Origin of the sequence: Psychrobacter maritimus (genome assembly GCF_904846345.1) — a bacterium.
Lineage (GTDB): Bacteria > Pseudomonadota > Gammaproteobacteria > Pseudomonadales > Moraxellaceae > Psychrobacter > Psychrobacter maritimus.
This window is the reverse complement of the sequence record NZ_CAJHAJ010000001.1, coordinates 587554-606399: the sequence shown is the minus strand read 5'-3', so window position 1 is coordinate 606399 and position 18846 is coordinate 587554. Positions and strand designations below refer to the sequence as shown.

The window sequence follows — 18846 nt, the reverse complement described above, 5'->3', positions numbered from 1 at the left end:
ATGAATCATGCGTTTTACTCGATAATCACTAGCTGCGTAATAGGTTTATTCCCATGCCCAACCTGAATAATGTCTCATCTCCTAGCCTGTGGCAACGCATCTGGCAAGTTTTCTTGACCACGGTGGGTACCAAGGAGTTCTTTCGCATCTTTGCGCCTTGGGTTAAGTGGCTAGCGATATTAGCCGGTCTCTGCCTGCTTATCGGTAGCGTTTGGGGCTTGGCATTTGCGCCGCCTGATTATCTGCAAGGTAATAGCTATCGCATTATCTTTATCCATGTACCAGCCGCCAGTTTGGCTATCTCCATTTATTTTGCTTTAGCCGTACTGGGCGTCATTTATCTGGTATGGAAAATTAAAACCGCGAGCCTTGTGGCGCAAGCGTTAGCGCCGATGGGGTTTTTGCTTTGTGTGATTAGTTTGCTGACCGGTTCTATTTGGGCGAAACCGACGTGGGGCACGTATTGGGTTTGGGATGCGCGCTTGACATCTATGCTTATTTTGGCGTTTTTGTATGCGGGGGTAATGGCATTGTTTGCTGCCTTTGAACATACCGCCAATCGCGGTAAAGCGGCGGCTATTTTGTCTATCGTTGGCGCTGTCAACTTACCCATTATCAAGTACTCAGTACAGTGGTGGAATACTTTGCACCAAGGTTCAACCTTTACGCTGACTGCAGCACCAAAAATGTCGGCGGATATGTGGCTGCCATTATTACTGATGATTATTGGCAGTTATTTATTGGTTGCAACGTTGGCTATTTATCGCACCAATACCCTGATTTTATATCGCGATCAAGGTAAAGCGTGGGTAAAAGAATACGTTCGTGGCCAAAATAAATAGCCCATAAAATATAACAATATAGCTATGAACAAACCAAATAACGGCTAGGGAAATATGATGCAGCCTTACTTTTATAGCGTCTCTGAGTTTATCGCCATGGGTGAGCATGGTGTGTTTGTCTGGTCATGCTGGGCAATTACAGTCGGCATGATGCTGATTTTTATTATTTATAGCCGTCGTCAACGGCAAGCGCTTATCAAGCAGCTAACGATTCAGCAAGCGCGTCAAGCACAGCGCGCTGCTAAAACCCCTAATCCTGCGACCAAACAATCCTCTTAACAATTCTCCTTAAACAGTCCTTTTTAATATCAAATTTTTAGCTTATAAAATTGTTATTATCCAATGGTAAATATATGATCTCATCAGTTGCGAGGGGGCTTATTGATTTGGGCAAAAAATGCTACCATATAGGTATTAGAAAAGTACGGTTAGACGGGCTTGTTATCAAGTCAGTCTAATAGGAATTTCTTTAATATTTTCTGTTTTGCAGACGAGCAGTTTGTAAAACAGCGACTCATCAATGAGGTAGTGGTATGAACGCAGTTCGTCGCAAAAAACTGATGTGGGTTATGTTTACGCTTGCAGGGGCGGCGATTGCCGTGGTGTTGGTGATTTATGCCATTGGGCAACAGACCGATTACTACTTTGACGCCACCGCCATTGCGCAAGGTGAAGCGCCGCAGGATAAGCGTATCCGTGCTGGCGGTATGGTAGTTGCTGGTAGTGTCCAACGTGCGCCAGACGACCCGTTAAGCATTGAATTTGCTATCACCGACTTTGAGTCGACCGTGCCCGTGACTTATCAAGGTATCTTGCCAGATTTATTCGCTGAAAACTCAGGCGTGGTTGCAACCGGTAAAATGCAAGGCGATACCTTTGTCGCAGGCGAAGTATTGGCCAAGCATGATGAAAATTATATGCCGCCAGAAGTGGCCAAATCGATGAAAGAGAACAATCGTAATGGCGCAGTCCCTTCTTCTGAGCAATATAATCCTGCTGAAAAAGTGCATGAGACCAAGACTTTACAGCAGTAATTGCGCTGACAATAATAATTATCAATAGTTATCGTAAAAGCGTTAAATATAAAAAAGCCAGTGACCTTTATCACTGGCTTTTTTTTGCCTAATATTTTAATAAATATTATTTATTAATCATCCCATTCTGGTGAATAATCCGGATGCTTAATTTTACGACCGTCGCTACGCGCTAAGCTGCCGATTTTCTCAAGTTCATCTGCACTGAGCGTTACCTTGACAGCATCTAAGTTGCCTTGTAAGTGCTCAGGATTAGAGGTTTTTGGAATCGCAATACGCTGCTTATCAGATAAAATCCACGCCAGCGATACTTGCGCTGGGGTAATCCCATGCTTATCAGCGATGTCTTTAATGACTTTATTATCAAACACATCTCCGCGGGCAAGCGGCGAATATGCTTCTAATAAAATATGGTGATTATTTAAAAAAGTCTGCAGGGTGTTTTGCTTAATAAAGGGGTGAAACTCCACCTGATTGACCGCAATCGGCACATCAGCATAGCGCTTGGCTTCGATGATGTTGGCGATATTAAAGTTAGACACGCCGATATTGCGCGTCAGCCCTTGTTTTTGGAGCTCACACAGTGCAGGAATGGTTTCAGATAAAGGCACACGATCATCAGGCCAATGTAGTAGCAGTAAATCAACGTAATCGGTATCTAAGTTTTCTAACGAACGTTTGGCCGCAGCAATAAGCTTTTCTGGCTCAAACTTCATGTCATCAGGAAATATTTTCGTCGTTAAAAAGAACTTATCGCGAGCAACACCTGATTGCTTAATGCCTTTTCCCACTTCTTTTTCATTATCATAAGCTTGGGCGGTATCAATGTGCTCGTAGCCCATTTTTAGGCCTTGGCTGACGACATCGATACAGTCTTGTCCCGTTGATTGCCACGTACCCAGTCCGAGTACCGGAATGTTCGCTTGTCCAGCGGTGCGAATATTATAAGTTTTAGCACGCATATTATTGTCCTTGTTGTTTTTGTGATTTATTAATAGCTCTTATATTTATTAATATAGGATTTAATCAGAAATATAATGTTCTCAATTTCTATTAGCCTCAGTTTCTATTAAGCTTAACCTAACCACTATAGAAAAAAGGAGCGGTAAGTGAAAGGGCAGGTGACGCTTTCCTACAAACGACAAACAGGCTGTAACGTCATTTTATAACTCCTAAGGTTATTAATAGTTTGTTTACAGGAGCTATTTAAGATAGAAAAATACTGAAATTAAAAACCTTACTATAGTAAGGGGTATCCATAAAATGGACGTAATGCTAGAGTATAACCAAACAAATGACAAATTTAATTATCCATAAAAAATTATATATAGAGAGGTATATAGGTTTTTATTGATACAGCTATCAATAAAGTAATGGTTAACAAGGTAGCAATTAACAAAATAACGATGAACAAAGCCAAGTTCCACAATCTTCTAGCAACTTCATTCAATTAGGAGAGGATGTGTCCAGTTTTTCAAAGGCAAGTACTGTACAAGACAGTCATTTAAAAAATGGTGCAGACAGTCAGCATCAAAACCCTATTTCGTGGTTTATTTTTGGTTTGATGGCAAGCGTGACCTTTATTGGTATTCTCTCAGAGCTGATGCCGTCGGGTATTTTGCCGCAAATGACCGCCGGCTTAGGTATTGAGCAGACTCAGGTAGGGTTTTTGGTCGGTATATACGCGCTGGCATCAGCGATTTTCGCTATTCCGCTTATTAGTATGACGTTGTGGGTCAATCGAAAAATTCTTTTGATGGTTTTATTGGCGGGCTTTGCCATTTCTAATATCGTCGTCGGTCTTACCTCATCTTATGCGCTTATCGTCACCATGCGTATCATTGGCGGTATTTGTGCAGGGATTATGTGGCCGATGATTGCCGCCTATGGGACGGCATTGGTGCCAGAAAACCTGCATGGTAAGGCTATCACTATTATTATGGCGGGCAATACCTTTGGTGTCAGTCTGGGTCTACCGATTATGACCTATATTGGCACTCAAGTTGGCTGGCGTACCTCATTTATCGTACTGGGTGTATTGGGTGCGGTGATTGCACTGCTGGCTATGAAGTTTTTGCCATCGGTGCAAGGTGAAAAGCTGACCCAAAGTAACTCGCCAATAGCGGTGCTCAAAATACCTGGCGTCTGGATTGTTTTAGCACTGACTTTTTTAGCAGTCGTCGCCCATTACAGCACCTACACCTATATCACGCTATTGGTCGAAACCATTAAGTTCGTTGGCGGTATCAGCTTAGCGCTATTTATCTTTGGGATAGGTTCGGTCATCTCTGTCATCTTATCGGCCAAGATTATTGATACCCATTTACGGGGTTTAATCGTTGGGATGTTAGTTTGTGGCGTAGTTGCCATGCTGTTGTTTGTCTTCTTTAGAGGGACAAATGGTTTTGCACATTTTGCTTTTTTACTCTGGGGACTGGCATTCGGACCTCTGGTAACTATGTTTCAAACGGCTGTTAGCCATCAGGTGACGGAAGCAAAAGCTGTCGCGACCTCGGTACAATCGAGCGTATTTAACTTTTCAATTATGATTGCCACATGGCTTGCCGGTTTGATTTTGGTGCATATGCCAGAAACAGGTGTCTTGGGTATCGTCTATCTGTCTATTTTGTGTTTCGTACCTGCCATTATTATTACGGTAATCTCTAAGAAAACCTTGGCGGCGCCTGTTGTCTAATAATCTAGTAACAATTAATAACTAGGTTTTGATAAGCAGTTTTAAATAACGCATTTTTAATAACTAACTTTTAGCAATAATAGGAGTTTGTCATGATTAAATTTACCAATGCCACTATCTATCGTAATAGCGATGCTAATGAAATTCTCGTCAAAGACGGTGTCATTCAGCAAATAGGTAAGGGTTTACCGGCTGCTACAGAAGAGATTGACCTGAAAGGTCGGTTGGTTGTGCCACCTTATGTAGACTCGCATCTGCATTTAGATTATGTCTATACCGGCGGCGGTGATGAGGCGAAAAATGCTTCAGGTACGCTATTTGAAGGGATTGCGCGCTGGCATGATGTCAAAAAAACGCAATCTTTTGAAGATGCCAAAGCGCGGATGCTAAGAGGCATTCAGGAAGAGGTTTCTAAAGGCGTGCAGTACATTCGTACCCATATCGACGTTTGCGACCCTGATTTAACAGGGCTCAAAGCAATGCTCGAGCTGCGCGAAGAGTTAAAAGACAACGTTACCATTCAGATTGTGGCGTTCCCGCAAGAAGGCATGTACGCCTATAAAGGCGCTGTCGAGTTGATGGAGGAAGCGTTAAAAATGGGCGCGGACTGTGTTGGCGGTATTCCGCATTTTGAATGGGCGTATGAATTCGGTCAAGATTCTGTGCGTAAGACGGTGGAGCTTGCGCTTAAATATGACAAGCTCATCGACGTCCACTGTGACGAAACTGATGACCCGATGAGCCGTCACGTGCAACTATTAAATGCTTTGGTTATGATTGAAGGTATCGGCGCGCGCTCGACGGCGAGTCATACTTGCTCATTTGGCTCAGCAGATGATGCTTATGCATTTCGGATGATGGGGCTATTTGAGCAGTCAGGCATGAACTTTATCGCATTACCAACCGAAAATGCTTACTTGCAAGGTCGTCAGGACACTTATCCAAAACGCCGTGGTTTGACGCGGGTCAAAGAGTTTTGGGAAAATGGTATTAACGTCAGCTTTGGTCAAGACTCTATTAACGATCCGTGGTATCCAACTGGTAACGGCAATATGATGAATATCTTGGATAACGGTATTCATTTGGCGCAAACTATGTCGCTGCCGCAGCTTGACGTCTGTCTCGACTTTATCACCATAAATGGCGCAAAAACCTTAAATATCGAAGATGAATACGGTTTGGATATTGGTAAGCCAGCTAACTTTTTGGTATTGGACGCCGATAGTCCGTTTGAGGCGGTCCGTCAACGCGCTGACGTGCTTGCTTCTGTTCGTAATGGTAAATATTTATTTAAAAAGTCTGCACCAAGCTATGATATCGAATTGGATGTTTTTAGAAAAACCAAGTAGTCTTATTTACCAAAAATAGAGAAAGAATAAATAGCAACCAGCTAAAATATTAACGAAAAAGCCCATTATTTAATAATGGGCTTTTTCTATTTAATTTTTAAGATACTTTATTGGCATAAACTATCTTAAATCATGAGGCAAGCAGTTACTGAGCAGCAGCTTCTGTAACAGGAGCAGTAGCTGTTGTAGAAGCAGTCGCAGGGGCAGCCGCGGTATCAGTACCCCAGATTTTTGGGTATTTGTAACCTGGGAAGCTATCATGCGCATACTTTTTAAAGGCTTCTGAGTTATAAGCGTTGGTCACGTCTTTCACCCATTTCTTGTCTTTATCAGCAGTTTTGATCGCTGACCAGTTGACATAAGCAAAGCTTGGCTCTTGGAATAGCGCTTCAGTCAGCTTGATACCGGCATCGGTCGCATAGTTACCATTGATGATAGCAAAGTCAACTTCATCACGCGCACGTGGTAGCTGGGCTGCTTCTAGCTCGACGATTTTGATGTCGTATTTGCTGTTATCAGCTATATCGGTTTTTGAGGCGGTCAATGGATCGATATTGTCTTTTAACGTAATCCAACCTAGCTCATTCATCATCACTAACGCACGGGCAAAGTTACTTGGGTCATTAGGCGCAGAAACGCTCATGCCTTTGTAGACCTCATTGATTTTCGTCTTTTTGCCTGAATAGATGCCAAGTGGGGCTGTTGGTACTTGGAAGGCTTCAACCAAATCAAGGTTATTTTCTTTTTTGAAGGTATCAAGATAAGGCTTATGTTGGAAGATGTTGATGTCTAAATCACCATCAGCCAAGGCGATGTTTGGACGCACATAATCGGTAAATGTGACTAGCTCAACTTTATAACCTTGTGCTTCTAACGAGCCTTTTACTTGGTTACGTACCATATCGGCAAAATCACCTTCGGTCGTACCGATGACAATTTTGCTATGCTCAGGATCGATATCGCTGGTCGCGGCTGTTTCTGTGGTCGTTGTTTCCGTTGCGCCTTCAGTGACTGGCTCTTTGTTGGCTTCTGGCGCTGATGAGTTGTTGCAACCGACCAATACAATACCTGATACGCCAACCGCAGCGAATGCTGTGGCTACTTGACGGCTGATATCTGTTAATTTCATGAAACTTCCTTAATAAGGGATGGGAATAGGGGATTGAGTATCAACATTTAAAACCCGCATTAAAAAAGCAACATTATGAATAGTAATGCTGCTAAGTTAACGGTTGTTAAGATAGTATCAAAATTAAAGGGAATCAGTTACAAAGTCAAGCATTTGCTTAGGATGAATCGGCATTAAAGCTTGCGCATTATTCATATCAAACGTTTAATATGCGTACTTTAAGAGCCAATGACTAATACTGTTTATAGTCAATTTATAAGTGAAATTTAGCGCTTATCCAAACGCATGGCTATCCAATTACCTGAGGCCTGAATCCCGATAACCATAATCGACAGCATGACGACAATAAATACCATCACCTCAGTTTGATAGCGATAATAGCCATAACGAATCGCCAAATCACCCAGACCGCCACCACCAATCATACCGGCAGCTGCCGAAAACGATAGTAAGCTGATACATAAAATGGTGACCGACAATACCAAGCCAGAACGAGCTTCGTTAAGCAGCACTTTGATAATGGTAAAAGGACGGGCGCCCATCGATTCAGTTGCTTCGATAATACCACGTGGCACTTCACGCAGGTTTTGTTCAACCAAGCGCGCAAAGTAAAAGGAACCCGCAATCGCCAGTACCAAAGAGGCGGCAATCGGTCCAATACCAGTGCCAACAATGGCTTTGGTAAAAGGGCTCATGGCAATCATCAAAATCACAAATGGGAAGGCGCGCATAAAGTTGGTAATCGCACCAAGCACACCGTATAGCGTCTTGTTTTGCAAAAACTGCCGATCACTAGATAAAAATAAGAAAACCCCAAACAAACCGCCGATCACGATGGCGACCGTCGTTGAGATACCAAGCATAATAAAGGTATCTACAAACGCCTGCCAAATCTCTTTGCGCAGCGCGAGCAGTTTGTCTATCGAGGCGGATAATTCAGCACCAGTTAACATGTCTATTCTCCTACCTCTTAGTCTTCGTGAACCAAGCCTTTGCCAATCGTTGTGGTGGCCTGAATCAGACCGTCGCGAATATCGGCAACCTCAAGCAATTGCCCTTGATGTAACAACGCTGCGCGGTCGCATAGCCTGCGAATCACGCTCATTTCATGCGTGACAATGACGATGGTGACGCCAAGCTGCTCATTAATATCGCGTAGACAAGTCAATAAGCTGCGCGTGGTCGCAGGGTCAAGCGCACTGGTCGGCTCATCCGCCAATAATACTTTTGGGCTTGGCGCAATGGCGCGCGCGATACCGACACGCTGTTTTTGTCCCCCTGATAACTGCGCGGGATAATGCCCGGCACGGTCGATCAAGTCGACGATTTCTAAGCAGTCCATCACTCGCTTATGAATATCGGCGCTCGGATAACCTGCCACCGTTAAGTTAAAGGCGACATTATCAAAGACCGTACGATTGGACATCAGGTTAAACTGCTGAAAAATCATACCGATATTATGGCGAGCGATACGTAAATCACTAGCGGATAAAGTGGTCAAATCCGTACCATCGACGATGACTTGACCGGAATCTGGACGCTCAAGCAAATTAATCAGGCGTAAGAGAGTAGATTTACCCGCACCCGAATAGCCCATCAAGCCAAATATCTCGCCTTGCTGCACAGTTAAGGACGTCGGCTCGACAGCAGTAAACCAATGTGGCTTGCCGTCTTTATCTTTTATAGACCGGTCGCTTAGAAAACTTTTGGTCACATCGTTTAAGACAATCATGTCACTCATGGAGGGCTCAAAATTCAATAAATATTTTAATAGTCATGAAGCGGTTGTAGGGTCTCTTACATCGTAAAGAGCACAGTTAAAAACAACATTCAATAACCCCATAATAAGGGGCGCTAATATAGCATATTATGCAGTGTTTTGGATATGGACATCCATGACTAAAGGATAATCTTGGCTTGCTCGCTATTAAGTAACCAAGCAATCAAGACAGGTAGCGCGTAAATTTATCGTCATTTCGAATAAATGGTTATGAAATAAAGAAGCAATATAACATCAGCAGGCATGTTCGAGCATGCTTTTAGCACTGGTTTTTTAGTAGTAAGTTTTTTGCCACTGAGTTTCTTAAGACTTAGTTTTTTAAGACTGAGCTATAGGATTAATCACGGCTGTCATGATGATAATGAGGGTCGTGCTTCACAGGTAGCACCACTAAAAATCGCGTATGACCATTAATAGTGTCGGTCAGGATACGCCCTTGGTGCGCGGTGACAATTTGGGCAACCAAGGATAAGCCAAGTCCTGAGCCTTTATTCTTTTGCTGTAAGCGTACAAAGGGACTAAAAACTTCTTCGCGTTTGTTTTCAGGGATGCCGTCGCCTTCATCAATCACTGCCAACACGGCATATTTTGGTAGCGGGCGGGTTGGTTCGGTTTTTGCTTTCTTTAGATGCTTACTAAACAAACCTTCTTTACGTGGTGTATTTGCTGTCTCGCCATTATCTTTGGCGTTCTCTTTATTATTGCTCTTAGAGTTATCTTTAGCGTCATTTTTCTCAGTACTATTGTTTTTATCGGTGTTTTCTGCGTTTTGATTGATAGCATTGTCTTCAATACTGAGAAGTGATATCTCCTGATTTTCAGGAACCGCGCGCCAAATGACTTTTTTAATTTTATCGGTTAGATCGCTCGTGAAGCGTTGATAGTTAGAGCTAAGCGAAGGCTCATTAATGGTTTTCGACTCATCATTACTGTTTATATCAGTGTTTATGGCATTACTTATGTCAGTGTTTACGTTACTGTTTACCTTACTAGGTACGTCAATAAGTTCTGAAGGCTGTGATTTATCCGTGACTAAGCTCGTATCATTATCGCTATCACCATCAACCTCAATGATTTCATTCTGAGCATCAGTAAGCGCCGTGACACTTTCACCATTTTTATAAATAGCAGGGGCGGGTAATAACGCTACTTCTGTAGCTTCTGCTGACTTAGGTTTTCTGTCACTAGCGTCAATTGAGTCGTCAGTGGCAGTAGAATCTTGTGGGTTTTCAAGCTGATTGACGTTATGAGTGACTTCTTCATAAGAATCAAAGTCGGAGCTGTTATAGTCGACAAAACTACTGCATAGTATGGTTTGCAATAGGAAGTCAGGGATATCATTGGCTTCCTCTAATGTTTGCACGCCATAAAGCAATACAGTAACAGGCGGCTTGCCATGCAGCATGGCATTGGTCAGTAGGTTACGAATTAAATGGGTAAGCATGGATGATTGACCATCAATGACGATGTGTTCACCAATCAACGTCGCTTCAGGATAATGCTGGCGTTCCTGATTGACCAAGTCATATAAGTCTAAATGTTCAACTTGCTGTAGGGCATGACCGGCGTCTAATCGGCTGACGAGCAAGATACTCTCAACCAAATCATTCAGTCCCGACAGATCACGATTGATCGCATGGGCACGTTTATCAAATTTTTCTTTGGTATCGCTCGGCAGAGCCGCTGCCAGCATATCCATCATCTCAATCTGTAAACGGATACGGGTGATAGGCGTGCGCAGCTCGTGCGAGGCGTGCGCCAACAATAGATTATTGGCATTAATAAGGTGTTCAATTTTTTGTGCCGCTTGGTTAAAACCGCGGGCGAGTGATGCAATCTCATCATTACCGCGTGCATTAACACGCACGCTAAAGTCGCCATCACCAAGTTCAGCCATCTGCTGACTCATCTGATTAATACGCCAAGTAATGGTACGAGCAATCCACCAAAGCACGCCCGCCATAATAATCAGCAGCAATAAGGTACCGGTAAATAAGTTTAGCGCCGCTGAGAGTACAGGTTTTTTAGGCGCTAAGCGTGACTCATATAATAGCGTATAGCCCGTACTACTATAGACTTGGGCTTGCTTGGTTGGGGAGGTTTCAGCAAATGAGGGAAAAACGCGTGCTAATAAAGAGGGCGGCGCCGGCAATTCTAACGGCAAATCGCTATTGTCGGTTTGCATCAGCAACTGACCTTCGCTGTCATACAAACCCATCTTTGCCTGCAAAGATTCATCAAAAATATCAAAACTTTTTTTGACCACCGCCAGCATAAAGCGCGACTGTAAGCGATTGTCCTTGCTGACCGCGATGTTTAGCTCATGCAAAAAAGGGTCTATTTGACCCAAGATTTGCGTGGCTAAGATTTCTGAGCGAATGCCCGCGTCTTTGTCATGGACCAACTGCGTCAATAACACCATCGCTACCGCAAATAAGATAAGTGCCAGCATGACACTGGCAAATAGCTTGGCAAATACGGAACGAAAACCCAGTTGTTGCATTAAATCATCTCTATTATCAAACGCTCATAACCGCTTTATCGGTTTTATTGGCACTATCGCTTAACCTAACGTCGTTTGATTACATACGCCATTTATACTTGATCGGTTGCAAATTGATAACCCACACCGCGTACGGTAATAATACGTTTTGGCTGACGTGGATTGTCTTCAATAAGCGCACGCAAACGCGAAATATGCACGTCGATAGCGCGATCAATATTGTCTGAGCTGTCATCGTTTGGCATTGCTTGCCACAATTGCTCGCGGTTTAGTACTTTACCAGAATGGGTGGCAAAATAATGCAGCAATTGAAACTGATGCGTCGTTAGACGTACCGGTTGGTCATCGATAGTAACTTCATGACTGTCAGGAAAGACGCTCAAGCGACCGAAAGTAAGGCTGTCTGATTGGCTGTCGGCTTGGTTTGGCTGCTCATGACGACGAATAACGGCACGAATACGCGCCAATAGCTCACGTGGCTCAAATGGTTTGGCGATATAATCATCGGCACCCATCTCTAAACCCAATACGCGGTCAGTGGTATCGCCTTTTGCCGTCAGCATAATAATCGGCACTTTATTGGTCATGTTGTTTTTGTTGCCACGTATTTTTTGGCAAACTTGCATCCCATCCATATCAGGAAGCATCAAATCCAGTACGACTAGGTCAATATCACGCTCTTTGGTGTCTAATAAATCTAAACCTTCTTGACCCAATCCTGCATGGTGTACATCGTAGTAATTCATGGTCAGATAATCACTGATTAACTCGGCTAAATCTGGATCATCTTCAATTAGTAAAATCTGCTTACTCATAATTTTTCCTCTAGTTGTTGTTATAGTTTGTTTAATCTGCATTTTAAAAAGTACTGTTTTAAACCTGCATTTTCAAAGTTCTGCTTTAAAAGTACTGCGCCCTTAATTTTTAATCACTGCTATTTAGCATACGCTATATTGCCTAAACAGGATGTTATTAAACAAGACATGCTTTGTTAATGTTTCTACACAATGTAACTACTTGCTTCAACGCTTATGAAACTACCGCCTTTTTACCTTCAGATTCAACCGGTAGATTTGCCAAACAAATCAAACTGTCATTGGTAATGCCCGCGATTAAATATTGTTTGGTCAGCGGGTCATACTCAATGACCTCGACAGGCTGGCGCGTCAAACGCTGGTCTTGTTTGATAATCCATACATTGGCGATTAAAGGCCGCAGTGGCTTATACGGCGGCTTGTGCAGCACAGTGAGATCTACATTATGCAGGGCACGCTTAGGGACAGTGGTACCGACCTGTATTTGTCCGTAGTCAACACGTCCTGTCACCTTCATATCAGGTCTTATCTGGTTGCGACTGACTTCATTATCAACCACGTTGACAGCAACCAACAGCTGTTTTGGTTGCTGAGTGGTGGTCAGCTTACTCACTTGGCCGGTAAATTCATCTATTAAACCTTCAGCGGTAAAATTCACCGTTTGCCCGACAGAGATTTGCGATTCAGCGTCAATCGGAAGGGTGGCAATAAAATGCAGTTCCGTCTCGTCACTGAGCTTTAATAAAGGCTGACGCGGCTCTACCTTCTGTTCGTTTTTAATGTAGAGCTTTTCTATCCGACCAGAAAAACTCGCCCGCACCGTGATTAGGTTGTATGATTTTTCTGATGGTGCAGCCTCTTGAGTGTTATTAAGCTCGTCATTACTGCCACTGCTAGTAGCGTTGTCTGTAGTTGGCTTTTTACTGTTAGCGGCAGTCATTTTCGCATCGCTTTCTGTATCATTTTTTACCGCTTGTTTTGTCTGCTTATCACTATTAATAACGGTATCATTTGCCGTATTTTGATTATTGGCAGCCGATTGCTCAGGCTTAATATCAGCCTTTTTATTAATTTCTACGGTTTCTGCTGAGTTTGTAGCCGCTACTGCTACATCAGCTGGCTGTTGAATCTCGGTCGTTTGACGACGAACAATAAATAAGGGCGCGCCTTTTTCTACCCATTGGTTTTTCTTCACCAATACTTTTTCGACTATCAGCGCTTGTCCGGCAGTCAGATTTACCTTTTTAATAGGCTCAATTTCACCTTCTAAGCCAAGACTGGGCTGATAACGGGTTGGCTTGACGCTCAGGATATGGTCAGGGGTCATCGTGATGCTATCAGCGCGAATGAGAAGTGGCGTATTAACCGTCTCGCTATTTTCGGCAGTGACCGGCTCTGATGTCGGAGGCGAGGGTTGACAGGCGATAATGAGCAAAGCACTTAAGAGGTACACACTCTTTTTTAAAGGGCTAGAAGCTAGAAATAGCGCACTTGAAAATATCGTGCTTAAACGCCTTGAGCACATAGAATCTGTCATACCAGTCACCATTATCAACGAATTTTCATTATATAGTGAATTTTGCTGTGGTGAAATGATTAGCCTGTCTTTTCTAATGGGCATTGCTTGAGTTGAATATTGCTTTGATAGGCAGCGCTAATAATACAGGCCGAAAATAAAGGGGTTGCGCTAGAGTGATGAATTTACACTGATTTATTTGAACATAAATTCACTAAATGACTGGAAAAGGCATTGTAACTGTGCTAAAACAAACATAATAAAATATATTGATACATTTTTATGACAAAAGAAAATTATTCGGTAAGGTGCACGCTATTTCTATATAATGCCAAAATATAGCAACATCAAATATCGTATCTGGCTTTATTGTCATCTAAATCAAATCCTGTTAAGTAACAGCAACTACCTCTAGTAAGAATGAACTACTTTTAATAATTAAGCTTTAATGAAAGATTGCTTAAAAGGCTTGAAGTTCGGTTAGCTGGGATTTGTATCGATGACTGAATAGTATGATTGCGCAACGCTGATATAGGTATTATCACCGCTTAACAGCACTTAAAATACCGCGCAATTTGCTAAGAATATTTACCATAAAGTGCGTATAGTGACTGATGGTAATGCGCTGATAAATAGGCAGATACTGATGGTGAAAATTTAGCTATTATGATCGAGCACAATACAGGGTTTGCTGTTTATCTTTAGATAAAATACGTTCACTGATAAATTAAGATAACCGCTTATTGTTTTGTATTGATAGCTTAGATTGGCAGATTAGAGTGATAATCTGTACTTATAGATAGCATTACGAATAAATAGTCATTAATAGGACAGAGATAATGGAAAATAATTTTGATGGTTTAAAAGTAATGGTGATTGATGACTCAAAGACCATTCGCCGTACCGCAGAAACGTTATTGCAAAAAGCTGGCTGCGAAGTTGTAACCGCCATTGATGGTTTTGATGCCTTGGCTAAGATTGTCGATCATAACCCAGATATTATTTTTGTGGACATTATGATGCCACGTTTAGATGGTTATCAGACCTGCGCATTGATAAAAAACAATCCTGATTATGCCAGCAAGCCTGTAATTATGTTGTCATCGAAAGATGGTTTATTTGATAAAGCCCGTGGTCGCATTGTCGGCTCTGATGAGTATTTGACCAAGCCATTTAGTAAAGATGAGCTTTTTGAGGCGATTAATCAGTATCGCTCATAGCGGTAGGTTTTTTAAAACTTATTATAAGCTGTTATAAATAGCCCCTTATAAATAATAGCCCGCTATAAAAACCCAATATAAGTCGCTAATCAGCAGATAAGTTGTTTTTACAGTTATGCTTACAGACGCTGTTTAGGAAAGTTGGTTATGCATATTTGTCATGAGAGCTTTCTGCTTAATTTTTACCATGATGAGAATAATGCGGCCACTGACTCATAGCGACTTATTTTAATCGATTTGTATCAATAATATATCCTAATGGATATCATCGAAAATAAAGGAAACACCTATGACTACTGTTTTAGTCATTGACGACTCGCCATCTGAGATGGCGAAATTTCGCGACATGCTTGCGAAGAATAACTATCAAGTATTAGAAGCGACAAACGGTGAGCAAGGCTGTCAGATGGCCATTGACCACCTGCCAGATGTCATCTTAATGGATGTGGTGATGCCTGAAATGAACGGCTTTCAGGCAACTCGTAAGATTACCCGTGGGAAAACCACGTCTCATATTCCTATCATTATGATTAGTACCAAAAATCAAGAAACTGATCGCGTGTGGGGTAAGCGTCAAGGCGCTAAAGAGTATATTACTAAGCCGATTGATGAAAGTGGTCTGGTCCAGATAATTCGTAGAGTAATGGAGTAGCTTGTGGCATCCAGAGGGTTTATTGAACTGCTACGGATAGCAGACTTAGCACGCGCGCGCAAAAGTGGTCGCCGCGGAGGCAAAGAGTTTGACTGGCAAGGTGTGGTATTTGAGATTGGTGGTCAGCGTTTGGTGGCACCAATGGGTCAGGTATCAGAGATATTGACCATGCCAGAATATACCAGCGTGCCTTTAGTAAAGCCTTGGATGCTTGGCATCGCCAATATTCGTGGGCGCTTGTTACCTTTAACCGATTTGTCGCGTTTTTTACAAGTGCCTAGTCAGTTGTCGCAAATGAGCCAACGTAAAGTTATCGTTATTGACCATGATAATGTGTTCTCAGGGTTGCTGGTCGATCAAGTCTTGGGTATTGAGCAGTTCACTCAAGATCAATATCGTCCAGAAGCGCTTGAGCCCAGCTCGCCATTTGCGCCTTATAACCATGGCAAGTTTTTTAAGGATGAGCAAGATTGGTATGTGTTTATGCCAAGCTTGCTTGCACAAGATTTGCAGTATACCGATGCCGCCATATAAGCATAGCGGTCTTTATTACTTAATTGTTTTTGATAAGCGGTTTTTGTTAAAGCAAGAATAAAAGAACAAGGGCTGACATGGTTTAGTGATATGTCAGCATTCATACAGGCTTTGTTAATCACTGTTGTTTTGATGACAATATGATTTCAGAGTCAGTCACGATACGACTTTGACGATTGTTTGAAAGGAAGAGGCACGATGAGTGATGTTATAAACAACCCTGTAGCTGGTAAGAATAAAACAACGACAGATGCTAATAGTAAATGGAAGCTGTTATTAGGGCTTTGTGCTTTAGTAAGTGTGGCTTGTCTGTTTTGGCTGGTCAATTCATTGTCATCGGTCAGCCAATATTTAACGAATTTTAATCAATCAGTTGTCTTGCCGGTGATTGTATTTGTCTTAGGTGTGCTTGGTATCTTATTTGCGTTGTTCCAGCTACTAAAACAACGTGGCGGCTCAGAACGTTTATTGATTGAAAAAGAGACCTTGCGTCGTCGCCAAGAGGCGGAAGCAGAGTCTGAGCGTGCGCGCCAAATTCAAGAAGAAAACGAGCGTAACCAGATTGCTATTTTGCGTCTACTGGATGAGCTAGGTGATTTAGCAGACGGTGACTTGACGGTAAATGCGACCGTATCAGAAGACTTTACGGGTGCGATTGCTGACTCTGTTAACTTCGCAATTGACCAATTACGTCAGTTGGTACTGGTTATTAACAGTACCGCTGATCGTGTCTCGCAGTCCTCAGAGCAAACGCAGATGAATGCGGTTGAGCTTGCTGAGGCATCTGAGCACCAAGCGCAAGAAATTGCTGGTGTATCAGCGGCTATTAATGAGATGACGGTATCGATTGACCAAGTTTCAAATAACGCCGCAGAATCGGCAACGGTTGCACAGCGTTCAGTTGCTATTGCCTACAACGGTGCGGAAGTTGTACAGCGCTCGATTGAAGGTATGAACGTTATTCGTGATCAGATTCAAGAAACCTCAAAACGTATCAAACGCCTTGGTGAATCTTCGCAAGAGATTGGTGATATCGTTGGTCTGATTAACGATATTGCTGACCAAACCAACGTTCTGGCATTGAACGCTGCGATTCAGGCATCGATGGCAGGGGAGGCTGGTCGAGGCTTTGCGGTTGTTGCCGACGAAGTTCAGCGCCTTGCTGAGCGTTCAGCCAACGCAACCAAACAGATCGAAACGCTGGTAAAAACCATTCAGGCCGATACCAGTGAAGCGGTGATGTCGATGGAATCAACGACTTCTGAAGTGGTACGTGGTGCCCGTTTGGCAAAAGATGCGGGTGAGGCACTAGAAGAGGTGCAAACCGTTTCTAATACCTTGGCGGATCTGATTCAAAACATCTCCAACGCCGCTATGCAACAGGCAGAGTCTGCAGGTCATATCTCGCATACGATGAATATCATTCAAGATATTACCTCGCAAACGTCATCGGGTTCGATGGCAACGGCGCGCTCTATTGGTGAGCTGAGTGAAATGGCAGCAGCATTGCAAGAGTCAGTGACCGGCTTCAAGATTTCTAATGATGATGAGCAATTACATACAGAACAGACGGATGATGAGTATTTAGATATTGATGAAAGAGTGTCAGCCAGTATTTAAGGGCCATTTATTATTGAGTCATTAGCGCTTAATTTATGATTTTTATATTGAAATGTTAACCAAATAGTTGCTCTAGTTATTATCTTATCCTTATCTAAGGCAACACTATTAATAGCAGGTCACATGAATAATCATATGCAACAAGACAGTCCTTTCATTCATAAAGCCGACGCTTTAGCGGCCGAGGCTTTAAGACAGGATGCTGCTTTTGATACAGAGCAATGGCAACGTTATATAGAGCAAGAAATCGGCTTTATATTACCGAATGTTCAGCGTAAGTGGTTGGTCAATGCCGTCACGCAAACGGCACTATCGTATGGGCTCACTATTCTACAGTTATGGCAGCAGTTACCGATTAATCATGAGCTGCGTCAGCAATTCTTGGATAAGGTGCTGATTCATGAAAGTCGCTTCTTTCGCCATCAGCCTTCTATAGAATTTGTCACCGAGTGTGCTTTGCAGCATCAACGGCGGCAATTAGAAAATGACAGTAATGTTAATAGCAATGTTAATAGCAATGTTGCTAGTAAGGCTAATAACAGTGACCATATTGCCACCAATGAGTTGTTTCGGATATGGAGCGTCGGCTGTGCGAGTGGGCAAGAGACTTGGTCACTAGCAATGAGCTTGGCGGCAAAACAGCTGACTCATTACACTATATTAGGTACTGATGTTAGCGAACAAGCATTAAAAAAAGCACGCGTAGGGCATTATGACAACAGACAGCAGGCTTTAATTCCGCCGCATTGTCAGCAGTTTATCCAGCCATTGCGTCAGACAAGCGTCATTGAAGCATTACGTTTTGCTCCTGTAGCGACTAATACTAAGCAAACCATAAAAAATAGCGTAAATGCAAACTGGCAAGTGATGCCAACCTTAAAACAGCAGGTACGCTTTACTTTACATAATATTATCAATCAAGAGCCGCCAACCCCGCATTTACAACAAGTGATTGTCTGCCAAAATATGCTGCTGTATTTTCGTAAGTTTGATCAGCGTGATATTTTAGCGCGGCTATCAGAGCAGTGTGCGCTAGGCGGTTATATTATATTGGCTCCAGGTGAGGCGTTATTTTGGCGTCCATCAAACATGCGCCGTATTGCGCACCCACAGATTAATGCGTGGCAAAAAATCAGTGCCTAAATTAGCGCCTAGAC

Annotated in this window: 16 protein-coding genes and 1 pseudogene; 10 read left to right on the top strand and 7 right to left on the bottom strand. The window is 42.8% G+C overall.

All coding sequences use genetic code 11. The features are described 5' to 3' along the window. Positions 1-53 precede the first annotated feature (53 nt). The 3 genes from ccmC (at position 54) to ccmE (ending at position 1876) form a co-directional block, all read left to right on the top strand. Positions 54-842: a heme ABC transporter permease CcmC gene (gene ccmC, locus JMX50_RS02480; RefSeq protein ID WP_201565070.1), complete on the top strand. Its 789-nt coding sequence runs from the start codon at positions 54-56 to the stop codon at positions 840-842. A gap of 54 nt (positions 843-896) precedes the next feature. Beyond that, positions 897-1121, top strand: a complete 225-nt coding sequence (gene ccmD, locus JMX50_RS02475; protein WP_372830399.1) for a heme exporter protein CcmD — start codon at positions 897-899, stop codon at positions 1119-1121. Between the two features lie 254 nt (positions 1122-1375). Continuing rightward, a complete protein-coding gene (gene ccmE, locus JMX50_RS02470) occupies positions 1376-1876 on the top strand; it encodes a cytochrome c maturation protein CcmE (protein WP_201619215.1) in 501 nt (166 codons plus the stop codon). 113 nt (positions 1877-1989) lie between these two features. Here the strand turns inward: ccmE and JMX50_RS02465 are convergent, their stop codons facing one another. Further along, a complete protein-coding gene (locus tag JMX50_RS02465; protein ID WP_201628277.1) occupies positions 1990-2838 on the bottom strand; it encodes an aldo/keto reductase in 849 nt (282 codons plus the stop codon). Between the two features lie 500 nt (positions 2839-3338). On the opposite strand from JMX50_RS02465, the gene JMX50_RS02460 reads away from it, so the two are divergent. Together JMX50_RS02460 and JMX50_RS02455 are read left to right on the top strand one after the other, a co-directional pair. Then, positions 3339-4571, top strand: coding sequence for an MFS transporter (locus JMX50_RS02460; RefSeq protein WP_265088570.1), 1233 nt, complete (start codon positions 3339-3341; stop codon positions 4569-4571). 92 nt (positions 4572-4663) lie between these two features. Next, positions 4664-5920: an amidohydrolase family protein gene (locus tag JMX50_RS02455; RefSeq protein ID WP_201628276.1), complete on the top strand. Its 1257-nt coding sequence runs from the start codon at positions 4664-4666 to the stop codon at positions 5918-5920. A gap of 145 nt (positions 5921-6065) precedes the next feature. On the opposite strand, the gene JMX50_RS02450 is transcribed toward JMX50_RS02455, so the two are convergent. The 6 genes from JMX50_RS02450 to JMX50_RS02425 all read right to left on the bottom strand — a co-directional run bounded on the left by JMX50_RS02450 (position 6066) and on the right by JMX50_RS02425 (position 13684). Then, positions 6066-7049 (bottom strand): MetQ/NlpA family ABC transporter substrate-binding protein, encoded by a 984-nt coding sequence (locus tag JMX50_RS02450; protein ID WP_201628275.1) that lies wholly within the window; start codon positions 7047-7049, stop codon positions 6066-6068. A 266-nt stretch (positions 7050-7315) separates the two neighbouring features. Then, positions 7316-8002: a methionine ABC transporter permease gene (locus JMX50_RS02445; RefSeq protein ID WP_149488683.1), complete on the bottom strand. Its 687-nt coding sequence runs from the start codon at positions 8000-8002 to the stop codon at positions 7316-7318. Between the two features lie 17 nt (positions 8003-8019). Further along, positions 8020-8790, bottom strand: a complete 771-nt coding sequence (locus JMX50_RS02440; RefSeq protein ID WP_201565075.1) for a methionine ABC transporter ATP-binding protein — start codon at positions 8788-8790, stop codon at positions 8020-8022. Between the two features lie 376 nt (positions 8791-9166). Then, the gene (locus JMX50_RS02435) at positions 9167-11332 is read right to left on the bottom strand and encodes a sensor histidine kinase (RefSeq protein WP_201628274.1); all 2166 of its coding nucleotides are present in this window, start codon (positions 11330-11332) and stop codon (positions 9167-9169) included. A 92-nt stretch (positions 11333-11424) separates the two neighbouring features. Next, positions 11425-12147: a response regulator transcription factor gene (locus JMX50_RS02430; RefSeq protein ID WP_057761578.1), complete on the bottom strand. Its 723-nt coding sequence runs from the start codon at positions 12145-12147 to the stop codon at positions 11425-11427. 214 nt (positions 12148-12361) lie between these two features. Continuing rightward, on the bottom strand, positions 12362-13684 hold the full coding sequence (locus JMX50_RS02425) for an efflux RND transporter periplasmic adaptor subunit (protein WP_227670866.1): 1323 nt from the start codon (positions 13682-13684) through the stop codon (positions 12362-12364). Between the two features lie 818 nt (positions 13685-14502). Between JMX50_RS02425 and pilG the strand changes: the two genes are divergently transcribed. The 5 genes and pseudogenes from pilG (at position 14503) to JMX50_RS02400 (ending at position 18832) form a co-directional block, all read left to right on the top strand. Then, positions 14503-14883 carry a twitching motility response regulator PilG gene (gene pilG / locus JMX50_RS02420; protein WP_149488687.1) on the top strand — a complete coding sequence of 127 codons (381 nt, stop codon included), beginning with the start codon at positions 14503-14505 and terminating at the stop codon, positions 14881-14883. Positions 14884-15172: 289 nt separating this feature from the next. Next, entirely contained in the window at positions 15173-15535 is a 363-nt protein-coding gene (locus tag JMX50_RS02415) for a response regulator (RefSeq protein ID WP_183620243.1), read from the top strand. Positions 15536-15538: 3 nt separating this feature from the next. Continuing rightward, positions 15539-16069 carry a chemotaxis protein CheW gene (locus JMX50_RS02410; RefSeq protein WP_201565077.1) on the top strand — a complete coding sequence of 177 codons (531 nt, stop codon included), beginning with the start codon at positions 15539-15541 and terminating at the stop codon, positions 16067-16069. Positions 16070-16600: 531 nt separating this feature from the next. After that, positions 16601-17605, top strand: a pseudogene (locus JMX50_RS02405) (methyl-accepting chemotaxis protein); the annotation flags it as partial. A gap of 207 nt (positions 17606-17812) precedes the next feature. Continuing rightward, positions 17813-18832, top strand: coding sequence for a CheR family methyltransferase (locus JMX50_RS02400; RefSeq protein ID WP_201628273.1), 1020 nt, complete (start codon positions 17813-17815; stop codon positions 18830-18832). Positions 18833-18846 lie beyond the last annotated feature (14 nt).